The following is a 17,014-nucleotide window of genomic DNA, read 5'->3' as shown; positions in this document are numbered from 1 at the left end:
AAAAAGTTGCTATGGTAGCCCAGTCAAAAAACAGTTACGAATATCCAAGGAGTTGCTAAATCATGCTTAAATCACGCTTGCTTACTGCCTGCATTGTTGCCAGCAGTGCATTTTTGCCTGCTTTAACAACTCAAATTGCCCATGCTGCGCTCACTTTTGAAGTCGCCAAAGCCTTTGAAGAAGCACCACAAATTGCAGTCGTGCCTTTTGCCTCTGATAATCTGGTGTATTCCATTGTACAAAGCGACTTGCAGCGCTCAGGCAAATTTAATAGCGCCTCAACCAACCTGCCAGAACGCCCTACTACCAGTGCCGAAATCAATGTAGGCGCGTGGCAAAGCAGCGGTATCCCTTATGTGGTGGTTGGTAAAGTTACCCCATCGGGCGATGGCCTGCAAATCCAGTATGAATTGTTTGACGTCAAGAAGAATACTCGCCTACTGGGCGAAGTACTGCAAGTTCCAGCCAGCCGCCAGCGTGAAGCCGGCCACCTGATTGCTGATAAAATTTATCAGGCTTTAACTGGTATTCAGGGTGATTTTTCTGGCCAGATTGCCTACGTGTTGCGTAACCGTGAAGCTGGCAAGCTCATCTATACCTTGCAAATTGCCGACACTGATGGCCAGCAGCCCAAAACCATTCTGGAATCGCCAGAGCCGATTTTATCACCCACATGGACACCAGATGCACGCAAACTGGCTTATGTTTCCTTTGAAACCAAGCGTCCTGCCATTTACCTACAGGATCTGGCAACGGGACAACGTGAAGTTCTAGCCCAGTTCAAAGGTTTAAATGGCGCGCCCAGTATTTCACCAGATGGCCAAAGAATGTTGTTTACAGGCTCTATGGATGGCAATCCTGAAGTTTATGAAATGAATATTGCCACCAAGCGCATTACCCGCCTGACCCGCGATACTGCTATTGATACCGAAGCACGTTACAGTCCTGATGGAAAATCGTTTGTCTTTACCTCGGACCGTGGCGGCACTCCACAGATTTATCGCTACAACCTTGATGATGGCAGTACCCGTCGCTTAACCTTTAGCGGGCCATTTAATGCACGTGGCACTTTAAGCAGTGATGGTCGTAGCCTCGCATTAGTGCATCGTAAAGCAGGTAGCCAATATCAGGTTGCCGTACAGGATCTGGCCTCTGGGGTGATTAGTATTTTAACCCCTACACCGCTGGATGAATCACCAAGCTTTTCGCCAAATGGACAAATGGTAGTGTATGCCACTCGTGAAGGCAGTCGTGGCATGCTATCAATTATGTCAGTCGATGGCCGCTTTAGAATGCGTTTGCCAAGTGAGCAAGGTGAAGTCCGGGAACCTGCCTGGGCACCACGTCGCTAAGGACGTAAGTGACTAAAATTACGCTTGCTTAAACTCACCTTAAATTAAGCTTCTCTACAACACTTTGATTCTTTTTTAAAAAATGTAAAAATCATTGAAATGTTTTAGAGACGCGTTAAGGTAGACCCTGACACAAAATTTGAACTGGAGACACTATGTACCAATCCTCATTAAAAACCATGCATCTATTAATGATTCCGGGCCTTGCTATTGCACTGGCCATGACAGGTTGTGCCAGCCGTAAACCAGCCACTACTGCCAATACCACAGCTACCGCCGGTAATGGCACTACAGGCGCTGGCACTGGCGCTTCCAGTACTGGTCTTGGCAGCAATGGCGACATTAACAGCACTGGTCTGAACGGAACTGGCGCCAATGGTAATGGCCCAATTGATGCGGTTCGTCAGGCGCTGGCTGCCCGTGTGGTACATTTTGACTATGACAGCAGCGATTTGTCCCAGACTGATGTGGCAACCCTAAACGCTCATGCCCGTTACCTGTCACAAAATAATGGTGCCCGCGTTACCCTGACTGGCCACACTGATGAGCGTGGAACCCGTGAATACAATATGGCACTGGGCGAGCGTCGCGCCAAATCAGTACAAGCTTTTTTAGTCACCAATGGTGCGCGTAATGAGCAGATTGAAACTGTGAGCTATGGCAAGGAACAGCCTGTCAATGAAGGCCACAACGATGCAGCCTGGGCAGAAAATCGCCGGGTTGAAATTAATTACAGCGCAGGCGCCCCTAACTAAACTATAATAGCCCGGCTTTACGCAGGTTAAGTGAATAACAGGTTGCAAAGGCAGCCTGTTTTTATTGAGCCACCTGTTTTTTACAGAGATACCCTACCCGTTTTTTTACAAAAGTCGCGTGTCCTATCCTGTATTTAAATTTAGAAAAACTGTCTTGGAACCGCTTGAGGAGCAATCGATGTCTAATATCACCTTGAATCAGTATTTACTGGATCGACAACAGCGTTTAGCACATCTAACTCCTGACCTAACCCAGTTGATCGTACAGGTTTCGATTGCCTGTAAAGCCATCAGTGCAGCACTGCATAAAGGCGCACTGGCCAATATGTTGGGCAGTGCAGGCAGTGACAATGTACAGGGCGAAGTTCAAAAGAAGCTGGACGTGGTATCCAATGTGCTGTTAATGGATACTGTATTAAGTGGTGGCAAGGTTGCCGCGCTAGCCTCAGAAGAAATGGACGAAATGATTGCTGGCAACGACGATGCCAAATATTTGCTACTGTTTGATCCTCTGGATGGTTCCAGCAATATTGACATCAACATGAGCGTCGGCACCATTTTTTCTATTTTGCAGCAAGACCATGCGGGTGCTGCGCGTTTTGAAGATTTTATGCAGGAAGGCCGCAAACAGGTTACGGCTGGCTATGTGCTTTATGGCCCTTCTACCATGCTGGTGTTAACATTGGGTGATGGTGTTGATGTATTTACACTGGATCGTGATGTTGGCGAATTTATCCTGACCGCCGAACGTCTTAGCATTCCGGAAGACACGCAGGAATTTGCAATTAATAGCTCCAATACCCGTCACTGGGAAGCACCTGTTAAACGCTACATTGACGAGTGCATTGCTGGTAAAACCGGTATACGTGGCAAGGATTTCAACATGCGATGGGTCGCTTGTATGGTCGGTGATATTCATCGCATCCTGACACGTGGCGGCATCTTCATGTACCCCTACGATCTGAAAGACCCAAGCAAGGCCGGACGTTTACGCCTGATGTATGAAGCTAATCCAATGGGAATGCTGATTGAACAGGCTGGTGGTGCAGCCAGTACTGGTCGCCAGCCGATTCTGGATGTCAAGCCGAATGACCTGCACCAGCGTATTCCAGTTATTCTGGGTTCCAAAAATGAAGTAGAACGTCTGGTTTCCTATCATCAGGATCCTGCTTCAGTTTAATACACAGCTTATAACTTGATGGACGCTGGCTCACTGCTAAAACTTGTGGATGCAGGGCCAGCATTTAATATTTTGGAATTTGTTTGACATTAGCTTACGCTTAATCCGGATTATTTTAAAATTAGACGATTTGCCCATGACTTTATCTTTTATTGATATTCACGCCAAAGACAACAATAAGGTTAAGCACTTGCGGGGTTTATGCGAGCAGGCGAACTATCGGAAAAAACAACAACAGACCGTTCTGGAAGGCGTGCATTTAATCGAGGCCTATCTTAAAACCGGAAAATCGGTAAACGCATTTTATCTCACGCGTCAGGCACTGGAAAACATGGAAGTCCAGCAACTGCTGGATCAGCTTAGCGGCTTACCTGTTTATGTCCTTACTGAAAGTCTTTATCAGGATATACGTACGCTTGGACCGGGTATTGATATCATGGCAGTTATTAATACCCCCGCTTCTCCTGCTGAGATTAACCAGAATAGCGACATGCTCGTTCTGGAAAACCTACAAGACCCTGGTAACGTAGGCACTTTATTGCGGACTGCCGCAGCTGCAGGAATTAAACAAATTATTTGCAGTACAGGCACAGCTGCTATCTGGTCACCACGGGTATTGCGTGCTGGTATGGGGGCGCAATTTAGCCTGAGTATTTTCGAGCATGTGGCCTTAGACTCACTGATACCTACATTTTCCCTGCCTGTATATGCCACCAGTTCCCATGCCCAGCAATCTTTATATCAGCTTGACCTCAAGCAGCCATGTGTCTGGTTAATGGGTAATGAAGGCCAAGGCATTAGTGAAAATTTGTTGCAACACGCTCAGGGAATTGCCATTCCACAACCCGGTGGACAGGAATCGTTAAATGTCGCCATCGCAGGCGCAATATGCCTGTTTGAAATGGTACGTCAACGACTCACCTAGCCATAAGTATACTTACAGATGTCTTTAGACATTCACTTTCATTTTGTTTAAACTTTTTTGAGTCAAAATTTTTAAATTTAACTTGGTTTGATGTCAACGCACCATCGCGCTTGGACGTTATAGATACATACAATTGTATTTATATTCCGGCAAACGATGGAGCACATATGGTGATGGGATACTCCATACTCATGGATTCTTTTCCAAAGTCCGATGTACATGCTTCTACTGTTGACTCGACTGAGAGTATTGAGCAGCGCTTAAGTGTATTCATTAAGCAGGTTAGCGGTCGTGCGCTGATCATGATGGAAGCTGCTACCGGTCACCATGATGTTGCCCGGGACCTGGTTCAGGAAAGTTTTATCGCCCTACATCAACACTACGCCAAACGCCCAGCCTCAGAATGGACACCGCTGTTTTATACCATTTTAAATAATCGGCTGATGGACTGGCGCAGGCAGGAAACCCGTAAGCAAAAGCGCTTTGCATGGCTGAGACTTACGGTTGTAGAAGATGAGCAGGAACTGGATTCCAGCTTGCTGATTGAAGACGAGCAAAATATTAATCCGGCAGAATTTCTAAATCAGGAATTTACCCTACAGGAAATTCAAAAAGCAATTTCACGTCTTCCCTTGCGCCAGCAGCAGGCTTTTTTATTACGTGCTTGGGAAAATATGGACACCAAGACCACGGCAACTATCATGGATTGTAGCGAAGGCAGTGTAAAAACCCATTATCACCGCGCGATACAAACCTTGCGCCTTCATCTTTCACAATTCAATCCCGAATAACCATGAGGACCTAATGATGACTCCCCATGATCCATTTATTCATAAAATTGTCCAGACACTGGAAAAGCAGGCACACCATCATCCTGAAACCAATAAGGTGCTAGAGCATGTGATGAGCAGTATACAACAGCGTCCGGCGGCAAGACGGCATATCTGGGCCATGAGTGGTTTTGCCCTAGCGGCTGCCATTACAGGAATTAGCCTTGCGCCCACCTTGTTATCGCATCAACCCAATGTTGAACCACAAACTGTTAGTACTGCCAAACTTTCACCACAAATGATTGAAGACTTGGAAATGCTGAGTCTGTTAGGTACGGAAACCAAAAAATATGGCAGCTAAATTCACTCCTATTGTTTTGGCACTGATAGTTCTGGATTTTTCCCTAGCGCCTGTAATGGCTGCTAGCCCAGCAAAAAAATCTGAAAAACCAGATGTGCTGGTTAACAGCCCAATGCCAGCGAGTTGGCAAAAACTTACTCCTGAAGAACGTGCTGAATTGTTAAAATCCTATCAAGCTTTACGGCAATTGGATGACAAGGATCGGCAGGATTTGCAGCAGCGCATGGAATGGTTTAGCCAGTTACCTAAAGATCAGCAGCAACGAATGCGCGAAGTCTGGCAAAACATGAGTGATAGTGAACGAGAACACTGGAAAGCACAGCTTAAAACAGCTTCTTCGCCTGAGCAACGTGAAGAATTACGTGAAAAAATCATGCAAAAATATGATTAATTATTGCTGAACTATTAAAAATAAAAGCCCATCATATTGATGGGCTTTTTACTGGACTGGACTTAATTTATATTATTATTTCATTTTACGACGTATAGCAATCAGGCTGGCCAGTCCAAATAACCCAAACAGTCCGACAGAACCACCTCCGCCTCCCGAGCTACTGCCACTACTGCCCGAGCTACTGCCACTATCACCACGAGTGTCATCTGTAGTCGTTGCCGTATTAATAATTTTTACAGTCGCCTCATTAGATTCTGCCCTGTCCTGATCAAGTACCTTATATTTAAATGAATCATTAAAGGTTGAAAATGAGCTTTTTGGGGTATAGGTAATCTTGCCGCCATAACAGGTTTCTTCAGGACGGGTATTTGAATTATCGGGACAAGGCTGCTCATATTCAAATTTTAAAGTTCCCAGTGCTGGCTTGGTCACTAGCTTAATATTGGCATAGCTTCCAGTTCCCGCATTTTGGTAAAATTTTGGATAGCCCTTAGGATAACCTTCAACATCCGGCGCACCATCGCCATCATCACTGTCGTTCGCCAAAATATCTAGTGTAATTGGCGTTACAGAACCATATTTGACAGTATATTCATCGTCTTTTGCAATAGGTGCAATATTGACAATCCGTGCCTGTACATACCCTGTCGAGCTGACGACAGGTGGGTTCTTGGAAGTAATGGTGTATTTGCAATACTCATATTCCCCGGCTGGTGTGGTTGCTGCCAGAATACCAGCATTATCCATGCGCCGAACCAAAATTTGGCGCAGCTTATCATCCCATTTACATTCCAGATTACTATCATCAGCCTTAACGGTCAGGTCACTATCTTTTTTAGTCTGGATAAACTGCTCAGAACCGCGTCCTACCACCTTAACATCCATAAGATAATTTTTATCAAAATCATCGCCAAATTTTTCCAGTACTGCTTTAAGTCCATTCTTGTCAGGCGTAAAGTTTTCTTGTTCAGTACTAGTATTTAAGACACTGGCATAAACCTGCCGATAAGCCAGACTGGCTTTATACGCCGCCAGCATAGTCTTTTCATCATCAATCAATTTTTTATAACGACTGAGTAATTTACTATCCAGCGCGGGGTCTTTATAAATATTTTCATAATAATCAATATTATTTTCATATTGATCAATTGGTGCTTGTAGTGAACTATTAATAACGCCCAATACATCAGCAGCTCTTAATTTGCTTACTTCAACAGAGCCAATGTCACAGCCATTCAGATCGGTGGTGGTTGTACTACCCGCCGTAGTGTTATTACGAGTTAGGCCACGCTGATCTGTGGTCGTACAGCCACCTGATCCTGCATCTATCAAGGTGTCAGCACTAGTGGTCTGTAATGGGACGTATGCTGGGAAAAGACCCTCTTTGGATTCCAGTGCATTGATATCATCATCGAGATACAACGGCGCCAAAATACGATTAAATGTAGCGGGAGTTGGCGCCAAGCTCACCAGTGTTTTATCCGCGTCTTTATATAAATAGTCGGGTAAATCACACTCTCCCTGATTCACTATCGTATCACTGGGTTTAATCAGGGCATTATAACTGGATGTTATCTTACTGTTTTTAGCTTCCAGTTTGGCCGCTGCCGCTGCACCCAATGCATATCCACAACTTTTACCCGTGTTAAATCCAATAACACTACCGTTTAACGCAAGTTTACCTACATTGTCATAGAACAAGGTTGCTTTCCCACCATTTTTTACAATGGTGTCGCTGGTCAGGCTCAATGAGCTGGTGGGATGTAATGGATATTGATCAGTTAAAATATAATTGATAATGACATTATTACTTTTATTTTCAGCAATAGTTGAAGCACTAATGCTACTAGTCACTGTTCCACAATAATCAATCACGCTCTGGGTTGCAGTCGGTGAGCCATTATCGTAAATACTGGTTCTCTCCAAGGTCACTGAGTGAGGTGTCCAGCTCACATTATCCTGACAGGACATGCCAATTACAGCACCGCGAACGGCTATATTTTTATCAAATAAGCTATCCACTGCATTAAGATTGGCACTTCCCCCTTCAAGGTAAATTGCACCGCCGGAATCCGTTGCACTGGAATTGGAAATGCGTACCCGGTTAAGAGTTAAACTGCCACCCGCACGGATCGCGCCACCCCGGTTACTTTTTGCATTTTGCAAAATCAGGTTGTTAAGGTTGAGAGTGGCCCGAGAACCAGTGCTATCAAACAGGCTAAATACTGCATTACTATCGGCAGGTTCAATAGTGGTTTCCAGCCTGCTACGTGCCGGATAAGTATTGGTATAAGGGTCTTCTTTATTAAAATCGGCAGCATCAGCACCGCTGATGGTGATATTAGAACCAATAATCAGTGGTTTCTTTAATTTATAAATATCAGCCTTTAATTTAATCTGATCCGTCAAATCTAGTTGTCCCGCAATACAGCCCCCATAGGCGCGATTGGTTGTGGCAGCCTGAAGGGCTTCACGCAATGAACAAGCACTTGCGTTTTCGCCATCTTCATCCTCAAAAGTACTTACATACAATGTTCGATCAGTGGCCGCTGTCACAGGTAATGCAGCCAGAACAACAAGTGCTAATAACGACTTGCGATACATTATTTTACTCCCTGTAAACGACGACGCATCCATACCAGACTTAGTAAACCCAATAGCCCAACAAACCCTGTACTGCCTCCGGATGTTTTGACCGACTTATTTTCAAAATTATTATCAGGTTCCTGCACTACTGTGCCCCGCAAAGTAATACTGCGGTCGTTGACTCCTTCTGAAAAACGACTAGTGGTAGTCACAACCTTAATTGAAAAGTCATCACTGCCATGATAATTTTTAAAGGGTGTATATTTTAGTAGTGCATTTTCATCCAGGATTAAACTACCTTTTTTCGCTTCTTTTCCTTCTACAAACTGCAGGCAGCCCGGTTGCCATTCAGTTATGGCTGGTGGATTAGGTAAATCCTGGAAAACTTCTTTGCATCTTTCTTTAGGCCAGAGCTGACCATCACCCAATGAATCTGTCAGGTCAATTTCTGCATTCTGGTTATACTTGATATCCTGACCAATCTTGCCTTTATCTTCAATGACCAGCTCAATGGCACCCACATCACACAATACTGTGGTTTCACGCGCTTTGCCGCGCTGATCGGTACTTTCACAGGCTAGCGTATTGGTAGTCGCACCGCCACTTGCAACCCGGCCGCGGTTAACAATGGGTGATTGAAGAATGGATTTATAATCCGCAAGTAACCGTGGCTTGAAAAAGCCATTAAAAATTTCTTTTTCCATAGCAAAAGGACATAACAGACCCACTGCAGGCGGCTGGTCACATTTGCCCTCAAGCTTACCACTAATACCGTTATTGGCCAGTAACTGCTTCGGCGTGGTGATATTATTCAGACTGGTGTTTCGGTTGCCCACCTCTCCATCACCACAGCCATTGCTATACACCACATTATTAGTAACGGCTTTGTTGTCTGGCGCAATAATACAGTCGCTATTGCCATTTTCGGCAACAATACTGTTGGACAGGTTGGCTGAACCAGTAGCTGAATTTAGGTAGACGCCTGCAGTATTTTTTATAATAGTGCTGCTATTGATGACCATGCCATCCAGCAAATTGGCAACCCACCCCTGATTGTCAAAAAAGGTCGAGCTGCGGATGTTACCCGTTCGGGCAGTTGAGGTACTGCCATTGGTGGTGGTTGCATCTCCAGGACGGTTTACAAATACAATGGCTCCGTTTGCACCAGTTGCCTTGTTGTCACGAAACACTGAACCTACGATTTCATAGCGTGGCTGGACACTATAGATGGCCGCGCCCTCAGCAGCCTGATTGTTCTGGAACAACACATTGGTGAGGGTTAAAAGACCTGCTGCTAAACTTGCGTTTGGACCTGTACCAATCCCTTCATTATAGATAGCACCGCCATTGGTATCCGCTACTCCATTTTTTAAGCGTGAAAAGCTAAGGCTAAGGTTTTCTCGGTTAAAAATCAGGCCACCAATTGGCGCACAGGATTCAGCAGTATTTTTAGATTCTGCGCCACACCCGACCAGATCGACCTGCCCGATGATAATACCCAGATTGGCAATATTGGGATTACCATCATCAATGGTAAACAGTCGATGGGCACCTTTGGCCTGAATGATGGCATTTTTTTCGCCTGCATACTTGGTGCTATTGCCAGCCTCATCAAGGACATTGATGCTTAACGATTTCTTGATTGCCACTTCTTTATTGAGAAAATAGGTTTTACCGGTTTCAAGCACAATTGAAGGGCTGGCATCTTTACCACTACAGCCACCAAAGCCTGCCTCTGGAATTTTGCCATTAGCATCGGTACTGTTAATAAGTTGAATGGCTTCACGCAATGAACACGTGCTATTGGGAGTTTTTTCATCAAACTCATCTTCTGTGGTGTTTACCACAATGTTTGCACTGTAAGCATGACTAGCCATGCACAGAAGACCCAGGCCAATTGTGCGCTTGAGCATAAACGCGACTCCTTCTCGAGCGTTATTATTTTCACAGCCATGTGAACACTAAATAATCAGTGTATCTCCTTGGCGGTACGATACTTTGGCACACCAGCGGCGAACAGACAAGCTTTTTATTAATGTCCCGTTTACTTTCAGACAGTTTTATTGTACTCATCAATTAAGGCATAAATCTGCCTGCGGGTGCTGTTGGCAAGCTTCCTACGATCACCATGCAGCAGCGCATCCAGTTGCTCAATTGTTTTTAGTAATGCAGCTGATTTATGTGGCCCATGATGAATTAAATAATCAATAATCTGCCCATCAAAAATCAGGCCACGACGTTTTAATACTGCTTCAACCAGTGCCTTGCGGTCTGCAATATTGCTGCCGTCAGGTACCTTAAGACTAACGGCCTGTGTCAGACGTGACTGCAAATCAGGCAATTCAAACCTGAGTTCGGTAGGTGCCAAGCGTGATGAAAAGATAAGCTGGCCGCCCCCTTCTCCACTAGAATTAATCAAATGAAAAATAGCACGCTGCCAGTGGATCACACCGCTAATGGTTTCAATGTCATCCAGCGCAACCAGGTCATAATTTTCCAGCGAGGTAATGGCATCAATTGGGGCATCCAGTAGATCCAGCAGGGATACCTTAATGGCACTACGCTGCATGTCCAGATAGGATTCACAAATGGCAGTGAGTACATGGGACTTCCCAGTCCCGGCTTCGCCATACAAATAAAATCGGTTAAGTAGACCTAAATGCATTTGCCGGGCGGTATCGATGACTGGCTTCCAGCCCGGCCCTTCAAAATCACTGATCTGGGCATCCAGATGAGGTTCAATATCTAAACTGATTTGCCGCATTATAAACCGTGATTTCCATGCTCTGATGAAGGTTTTGATAATGGGTTCAATGATGAGGTTTGCAAGCCTAACTCGGGAGCATCCTCCTGTAGTGTCAGATGAGTTTCTACCTCATGCTCATTGACCCTGATTTCTGAAAGCTCATTTCCAGAAGTTGGAAGCTTTACGCTGTCTGGCTGCCGATAGCCCATATAAAACACGCTGCCTTCATAGGTTTGATACGCATGACGCAATAAAACCACCAGAACCGCAGCAACTGGCAAGGCAACCAGCATGCCGATAAAACCATATAACTGGGCACCAGCAAGTACTGCAAATACTACAGCGACGGGCGATAAGCCAATTTTATCACCCAGCAAGAAGGGCTGGAGCACATAACCTTCAATGGCCTGCCCAATCATGAATACCACCAGAACCAGCAAAAGCTGAACCCAGTCCAGGCCGTATTGCAATAGCGCAGCAGCAATTGCAGCAATAATACCAATGGCAAAACCCAGATAAGGAATAATACTGCACAAGCCAGCCACCAATCCAATGATCAGTCCTACCTCAATGCCAATCAATTGCAGGCCGACTGCGTAGACAATGCCCAGCAGCAGCATGACCAGCAATTGTCCCTTAACAAATGCACCCAGTACTGCATGACATTCACGGGTGATCTGGACAACAGTAGGCTCATAATGACGGGGAATCAATAGTTGCAGCCGGCGGATCATGTTGTTCCAGTCCAGCAAAAAATAAAATGCAATGATTGGAATCAATACCAATAGGCCGCCAACATGAATAATACTTAAACCGGACTGGGCAATCCGGTAAACCATTTGCTGCACACTATTAGCGCTATAATTGGTTTGCACATAATCCATGATGGCTGCAGACAACTCATCGGTATTGACCCGCTCTAAATCAAGATTGAAATTATGCTCAAGCCAGGGTAATGCGTTGTTATTCACCCATGTAATTGCAGCAGGAACATTGTCCAGAGCATAGCGCAACTGTTGCCACAGCATGGGTGCCAGATACCAGGTGCCCACGCCTACTCCGACAATAATCCCCAGAAAAACAATACTGATGGTGAGCCAGCGCGGCATGTTGTATCTTGCCATGCGCGCAACCAGTGGATTAATGAGATAGGCCAAGAAGAAGGCCGCAATAAAAGGTGCAATCACTGGCATCAGCAGGTAAACAATAAAACCGGCCAGTACCAGTGCAGCCAATATAAATATTCTTTTTAATACGGGGTCTTGCATGTTTGAATTACCCTCTGGCATTGCCAGGAAACAGGCCAGTTTTGCAATATTTTGCTTTTGATTTGCCAAACATAAGCATTTTATCGTCGAAATACCATAGTCGTTTCGTTTATTCGCGCTATAATCTGCCCCCTACGCGGAGACTTAATCTTATGACCATATCATCTTCACCCCAAACCACCAGTTTAAGCTACAAAGATGCTGGCGTCGACATCGAAGCTGGAGATCATCTGGTTGACCGGATTAAGTCCGTCGCCAAACGTACCATGCGCCCTGAAGTAATGGGCGGCCTTGGTGGTTTTGGTGCACTATGCAAAATTCCAAAAGGCTATGAAGAGCCTGTGCTGGTGTCGGGTACTGATGGTGTGGGCACCAAGTTAAAGCTGGCTTTGGCCTTGAACAAGCATGACACCATTGGTATTGATCTGGTGGCCATGTGCGTGAATGATTTGCTGGTATGTGGCGCCGAGCCGTTATTTTTCCTTGATTACTATGCGACTGGTCACTTAAATGTTGATGTGGCAGCCGATGTTGTAACTGGTATCGGTGAAGGCTGTGTACAGGCTGGCTGTGCGCTGGTGGGTGGTGAAACAGCTGAAATGCCCGGCATGTACGAAGGCGAAGATTATGATCTGGCCGGTTTTTGCGTGGGTGTGGTTGAACACTCAAAGATTATTGATGGCAGCAAGGTACAGGCTGGTGATGTGCTAATTGGTGTAGCGTCAAGTGGTGCACACTCCAATGGTTATTCATTAATCCGTAAAATCATTGATGTTAAAAATATTTCCCTGGATCAGGATATTGATGGCAAAAAGCTTGGCGATGTGGTGATGACGCCAACAAAAATTTACGTCAAGTCTATTTTAGAACTCGCCAAGCAGGTTGATATTCATGCCATGGCCCATATTACTGGGGGTGGTTTGCCCGGTAATTTGCCGCGTGTGCTACCAAACGGTACGCGTGCCCGCATTGACACTGCTTCATGGCAATGGCCTGCCCTGTTCAAGTTCCTGCAACTACAGGGCAATGTGGATACTTATGAAATGTATCGCACTTTTAACTGTGGCGTCGGCATGGTGATTGCTGTCAGTGAAGCAGACAGTGAACAAGCGCTGGCACAATTGCAGGCTGCTGGTGAAACGGCCTGGGTGATTGGTAAAATTGAAGCAGATGCACAGTCAACCACTGATGCAGACGACCAAGTGAGAGTAATTCTGGCGTGATTAGATTTGCAGTTTTAGCTTCTGGGAATGGAAGTAATCTTCAGGCAATGATTGATGCGGTTCAGCAGGGTCGCATTCAGGCAGAGTTGGTCGGGGTTATTTCCAATATACCGGATGCCTATGCCCTGCAACGCGCCAAAGATGCTGGTATCCGTGCACTGGTGATAGACCATCGCCAGTACGCCGACCGTGATAGTTTTGAAGCCGAAATGATTGCTGTGCTGCTTAACTGGCAGGTTGATGTGATTGTGCTGGCTGGTTTTATGCGGGTACTGACAGCCAATTTTGTCAATCGCTTTAGTGGCCAGCTGATTAACATTCACCCGTCATTATTGCCTGCCTATAAGGGTTTAAATACCCATCAGCGTGTATTGAATACCGGTGATCGTTTTCATGGCTGCACTGTGCATTTTGTAACCGCAGAGCTGGATTCTGGCGCAGCTATTGCGCAGTCTGTATTGCAGGTATGTCCACAGGATACTGTAGAAAGCTTAAAAACCAAGATTCATGTGCTGGAACACGAGTTATACCCACGTATTATGAGCTGGATCGCGGCGGGACGTGTGGCATTACTGGGGAATCAGGCTTATCTGGATGGGCAGCCTTTAGTTGAACCCGTACGCTTTATGCATGAACGGCTTATGCGCTGTGTAAAATAACGCTTGGTGTTAGTACCATTTAGCTAACCTGAAACGCAGATTTTCTATCAGTGAATGCCAGCTCTGATCAATGCAGACGGCATTTTTAGTTTTGGAACTTCTTTTTTACGGCTGCTTATTCAGCCTTTCCCATTTGCAGAATAATATTAGTCAACTGATCTAGCGTCATACGGCCTTCCGGCTTGTACCATGTGACTGTCCATGAAATTGCCCCACCAATTAAACGCCGCCAGATAAATGGGGGATGTTTGATTAAACCTTCCTGCTGCGCACGTTCCAATACATCTAACCAGATTTGTTCATAGTACTTGCGCATATTGAGCAAGTAATCCTGCCGGTCTGTTGACAAGGCATCCCACTCAAACACTAGCACAGCCATTGCTGTTCCTGTGTCACCATTAATCGATTCCAGCTCAGCACGGATCAAGGCCCGAATCTGCTTGAGTGTGTCTGTGTTTTGCGCCACTGCCTGTTCAAGACGTGCCGTATTGTAACGAATCGCTTCTTCCATCACGGCCAGCAGGATATCGTCTTTGCTTTTAAAGTGATGAAACAGGCTGCCGGACTGAATGCCCACCACCTGTGCCAGCTCCCGAACCGTAGTGGAAGCATAGCCATTTTCCCGGAACAGGTACGCTGCAGCACGCATCACCCGGCCACGGGGACTGTCATCCAGCCCGCCCATTTGTGGCAATTGTTCCAGACTTTTCATTTCAAGCATTGGTTTCAACCGTTAATGTTTAAATAAAGCTTTTGTCACCTAAACCATTATCAGTTTAGTGTTTTACCCAGAAGTACCAGACCGCTTTTTTGCTGGACTGACCATTTTGTGCCACCAAAATGATACATTTTAACAATCACAAACCTAGCGCTTGCTTGGTATGGTTGCAAAACAAATGGTACATTGAGTTAGGCAGATGAGCAACCCGGTACATAACAAAGATATGGATCAGAATAAAATTGTAAAAATTGGTTGTGCTTCAGGCTTTTGGGGCGATACCAACACTGCTGCGTTTCAGTTGGTACACCTGAGTGATATTAACTATCTGGTATTTGATTATTTATCTGAAATTACCATGTCCATTATGGCCAATGCGCGGATAAAAGACGCAAATCTGGGTTATGCCACTGATTTTGTGACTCGTGTTATGGCACCCCTGCTTAAAACCATTGCCAAGAAAAATATTAAGGTGATTAGTAATGCGGGCGGTGTGAATCCGGTTGCGTGCCGTGATGCCTTGAACAAGCTGATTGCTGATGCTGACCTGGACTTAAAAGTTGCCGTGGTGCTGGGTGACGACCTGATGGCCAAACAAAAAGAATTACAGGCCGCAGGCATTGGTGAAATGCAAACGGGTGAGCCGTTGCCCAGTAGCATTGCCAGTATCAATGCTTATCTGGGCGCAACACCGATTCAGGCTGCGCTGGATCAGGGTGCTGATATTGTGATTACCGGGCGTGTGGTGGATTCTGCTGTGGTGCTTGGCCCATTGATGCATGAATTTGGCTGGCAAACCACCGACTATAACCTATTGGCACAAGGCTCATTGGCAGGCCATGTGATTGAATGCGGCGCACAATGTACCGGCGGTAACTTTACCGACTGGCATTTGGTCAAAGATGGTTACTCCAATATGGGCTTCCCGATTGTGGAAGTCAGTAGCGATGGCAGCTTTGTGGTGACCAAACCAGAAGGTACAGGCGGGCTAGTGAGCACTGCAACGGTTAGTGAACAAATTGTTTATGAAATTGGTGACCCGCAGTCTTATTTGCTGCCTGATGTGGTTGCTGATTTTAGTCATGTGCAACTTGAGCAAGTTGGCGACAATCGGGTACAGGTGACGGGTGCGCTGGGCCGTGCCCCAACCCATCAGTATAAGGTGAGTGCAACTTATGCCGATGGTTTTCGGGTATTGGTCAGCTTTATGCTGGGCGGACGCGATGCCAAAGCCAAAGGTGAAGCCGTTGCTCAAGCCATCCTGGAAAAATGTCAGCGTGTTTTGGCCATGCGTAGTGTGCCCGGCTTTAGCTCCACTTCGGTAGAAATTTTAGGGACAGAAACCACTTATGGCCCGCATGCACGCTATCAGGATGCCCGGGAAGTGGTGGTTAAAATAGCAGTGACCCATCCCTTTAAGGAAGCCTGCCTGTTTTTTGCCTCTGAAATTGCACAAGCGGCAACTGGCATGGCGCCCGGCATTACTGGCATTGTCGGTGGCCGTCCAAAAGCGTCCCCTGTGGTTAAACTGTTTTCATTTTTAATTGATAAAGATCAGGTTCCGGTTGAGATTGAATTCAACGGTGAGCGTACTCCTATTAGCGTTACTGGCCAACCTACGCAGCTAACTGAGCCATTAGCCAGTGGTGAAATGGCAAATCTTGATGCAGCAAGTGATTTAACCGAAGTACCACTTATTCAACTGGCTTATGCGCGTAGTGGCGACAAAGGTAATCATTCCAATATTGGTGTGATTGCACGTAAAGCACAATATTTGCCGTGGATTCGTGCCTCGCTGACTGAACAGGCCGTGGCAGAGTACATGGCGCATGTGCTGGATGATACCAACAGTACAGTGATCCGTTTTGAGCTGCCCGGCTTTTATGCGCTGAACTTTTTATTAAAAAATGCACTGGGCGGTGGTGGTATTGCCAGTTTGCGTATTGACCCGCAGGGCAAGGCATTTGGCCAGCAGTTGCTGGATATGCCTGTCAAGATTCCGGCTACACTTTTAGCCTGAAATTTAATGGCTCATTTAACACTTTAGTGCCAAAACTTTTATTACGAAAAATCTCTT

15 protein-coding genes are annotated in these 17,014 nt (G+C 45.9%); 10 read left to right on the top strand and 5 right to left on the bottom strand.

All coding sequences use genetic code 11. From position 1 onward, the window contains the following. The first annotated feature begins 62 nt into the window (after positions 1-62). The 7 genes from tolB (at position 63) to E2B99_RS00285 (ending at position 5,734) form a co-directional block, all read left to right on the top strand. The gene (tolB, locus tag E2B99_RS00315; protein WP_134243020.1) at positions 63-1,352 is read left to right on the top strand and encodes a Tol-Pal system beta propeller repeat protein TolB; all 1,290 of its coding nucleotides are present in this window, start codon (positions 63-65) and stop codon (positions 1,350-1,352) included. 155 nt (positions 1,353-1,507) lie between these two features. Beyond that, positions 1,508-2,107, top strand: coding sequence for a peptidoglycan-associated lipoprotein Pal (gene pal, locus E2B99_RS00310; RefSeq protein WP_134243019.1), 600 nt, complete (start codon positions 1,508-1,510; stop codon positions 2,105-2,107). A gap of 178 nt (positions 2,108-2,285) precedes the next feature. Next, on the top strand, positions 2,286-3,287 hold the full coding sequence (locus E2B99_RS00305) for a class 1 fructose-bisphosphatase (RefSeq protein WP_134243018.1): 1,002 nt from the start codon (positions 2,286-2,288) through the stop codon (positions 3,285-3,287). A gap of 136 nt (positions 3,288-3,423) precedes the next feature. After that, positions 3,424-4,212 carry a TrmH family RNA methyltransferase gene (locus E2B99_RS00300; protein ID WP_134243017.1) on the top strand — a complete coding sequence of 263 codons (789 nt, stop codon included), beginning with the start codon at positions 3,424-3,426 and terminating at the stop codon, positions 4,210-4,212. A gap of 191 nt (positions 4,213-4,403) precedes the next feature. After that, a complete protein-coding gene (locus E2B99_RS00295) occupies positions 4,404-5,003 on the top strand; it encodes an RNA polymerase sigma factor (RefSeq protein WP_134243016.1) in 600 nt (199 codons plus the stop codon). A gap of 13 nt (positions 5,004-5,016) precedes the next feature. Then, positions 5,017-5,343, top strand: a complete 327-nt coding sequence (locus E2B99_RS00290; RefSeq protein WP_134243015.1) for a hypothetical protein — start codon at positions 5,017-5,019, stop codon at positions 5,341-5,343. Then, positions 5,333-5,734, top strand: a complete 402-nt coding sequence (locus E2B99_RS00285; RefSeq protein WP_134243014.1) for a DUF3106 domain-containing protein — start codon at positions 5,333-5,335, stop codon at positions 5,732-5,734. Before E2B99_RS00290 ends, E2B99_RS00285 begins: the two co-directional genes overlap by 11 nt. A gap of 75 nt (positions 5,735-5,809) precedes the next feature. On the opposite strand, the gene E2B99_RS00280 is transcribed toward E2B99_RS00285, so the two are convergent. The 4 genes from E2B99_RS00280 to E2B99_RS00265 form a co-directional block, all read right to left on the bottom strand. After that, the gene (locus E2B99_RS00280; protein ID WP_166738947.1) at positions 5,810-8,341 is read right to left on the bottom strand and encodes a CSLREA domain-containing protein; all 2,532 of its coding nucleotides are present in this window, start codon (positions 8,339-8,341) and stop codon (positions 5,810-5,812) included. Then, positions 8,341-10,236, bottom strand: a complete 1,896-nt coding sequence (gene rbtA, locus E2B99_RS00275; protein WP_134243012.1) for a rhombotarget A — start codon at positions 10,234-10,236, stop codon at positions 8,341-8,343. Before rbtA ends, E2B99_RS00280 begins: the two co-directional genes overlap by 1 nt. Before the next feature lie 137 nt (positions 10,237-10,373). After that, positions 10,374-11,087 (bottom strand): DnaA ATPase domain-containing protein, encoded by a 714-nt coding sequence (locus E2B99_RS00270; RefSeq protein ID WP_134243011.1) that lies wholly within the window; start codon positions 11,085-11,087, stop codon positions 10,374-10,376. Further along, positions 11,087-12,337 carry an AI-2E family transporter gene (locus E2B99_RS00265; protein ID WP_134243010.1) on the bottom strand — a complete coding sequence of 417 codons (1,251 nt, stop codon included), beginning with the start codon at positions 12,335-12,337 and terminating at the stop codon, positions 11,087-11,089. Before E2B99_RS00265 ends, E2B99_RS00270 begins: the two co-directional genes overlap by 1 nt. A 152-nt stretch (positions 12,338-12,489) precedes the next feature. Between E2B99_RS00265 and purM the strand changes: the two genes are divergently transcribed. Further along, positions 12,490-13,560, top strand: a complete 1,071-nt coding sequence (purM, locus tag E2B99_RS00260) for a phosphoribosylformylglycinamidine cyclo-ligase (RefSeq protein ID WP_134243009.1) — start codon at positions 12,490-12,492, stop codon at positions 13,558-13,560. Further along, a complete protein-coding gene (purN, locus tag E2B99_RS00255; protein WP_134243054.1) occupies positions 13,560-14,219 on the top strand; it encodes a phosphoribosylglycinamide formyltransferase in 660 nt (219 codons plus the stop codon). The genes purM and purN overlap by 1 nt, the downstream gene beginning before the upstream one ends. A 115-nt stretch (positions 14,220-14,334) precedes the next feature. Here purN and E2B99_RS00250 read toward each other — a convergent pair whose 3' ends face one another. Then, on the bottom strand, positions 14,335-14,931 hold the full coding sequence (locus E2B99_RS00250; protein ID WP_430981432.1) for a TetR/AcrR family transcriptional regulator: 597 nt from the start codon (positions 14,929-14,931) through the stop codon (positions 14,335-14,337). Between the two features lie 232 nt (positions 14,932-15,163). Here E2B99_RS00250 and E2B99_RS00245 point away from each other — a divergent pair, with 232 nt between their 5' ends. After that, the gene (locus E2B99_RS00245; RefSeq protein WP_134243053.1) at positions 15,164-16,957 is read left to right on the top strand and encodes an acyclic terpene utilization AtuA family protein; all 1,794 of its coding nucleotides are present in this window, start codon (positions 15,164-15,166) and stop codon (positions 16,955-16,957) included. The last annotated feature ends 57 nt before the right edge of the window (positions 16,958-17,014 follow it).

Source organism: Alkanindiges illinoisensis (assembly GCF_004377485.1).
GTDB lineage: Bacteria > Pseudomonadota > Gammaproteobacteria > Pseudomonadales > Moraxellaceae > Alkanindiges > Alkanindiges illinoisensis_A.
The sequence above is the reverse complement of the archived record's forward strand: the minus strand, read 5'-3'. Positions and strand labels throughout refer to the sequence as shown.